Annotated in this window: 1 protein-coding gene; it reads left to right on the plus strand. The window is 69.2% G+C overall.

Features of this window, described 5'->3' with window-relative positions; translation table 11 throughout:
• The coding region (locus tag ACQG3P_RS19720) for a hypothetical protein (RefSeq protein ID WP_426805986.1) at positions 1-273 on the plus strand (273 nt) is incomplete at both ends.

Here is a 273-nt window from a genome sequence, read left to right on the forward strand (position 1 = left end):
GGGTGCCGCCGGGCGTGGTGTCGGGGTTTGCATACGACAGCAACGGCGTGCTCAGGGCAGCGGTTGACGAAGGCCTGCGCCGGTTCAACGGCACGCGCTGGGAGAAACCGCCCGCATCCATGGGCATGCCCGAGCGCCACGCGCACTGGCTGCTCAACGATTCGCGGGGCCGGTTCTGGGCGCTGGTCGGCCAGAAGGGGTGGTTCATTCCCAAGGGCGGCGCTGCGTTCGTCCCCACCGGCATCGACGTCTCATTGTTGGCGACGCTGGCCG

It is taken from the genome of Stenotrophomonas sp. SrG (assembly GCF_050031795.1).
GTDB classification, from domain to species: Bacteria; Pseudomonadota; Gammaproteobacteria; order Xanthomonadales; family Xanthomonadaceae; genus Stenotrophomonas; species Stenotrophomonas rhizophila_A.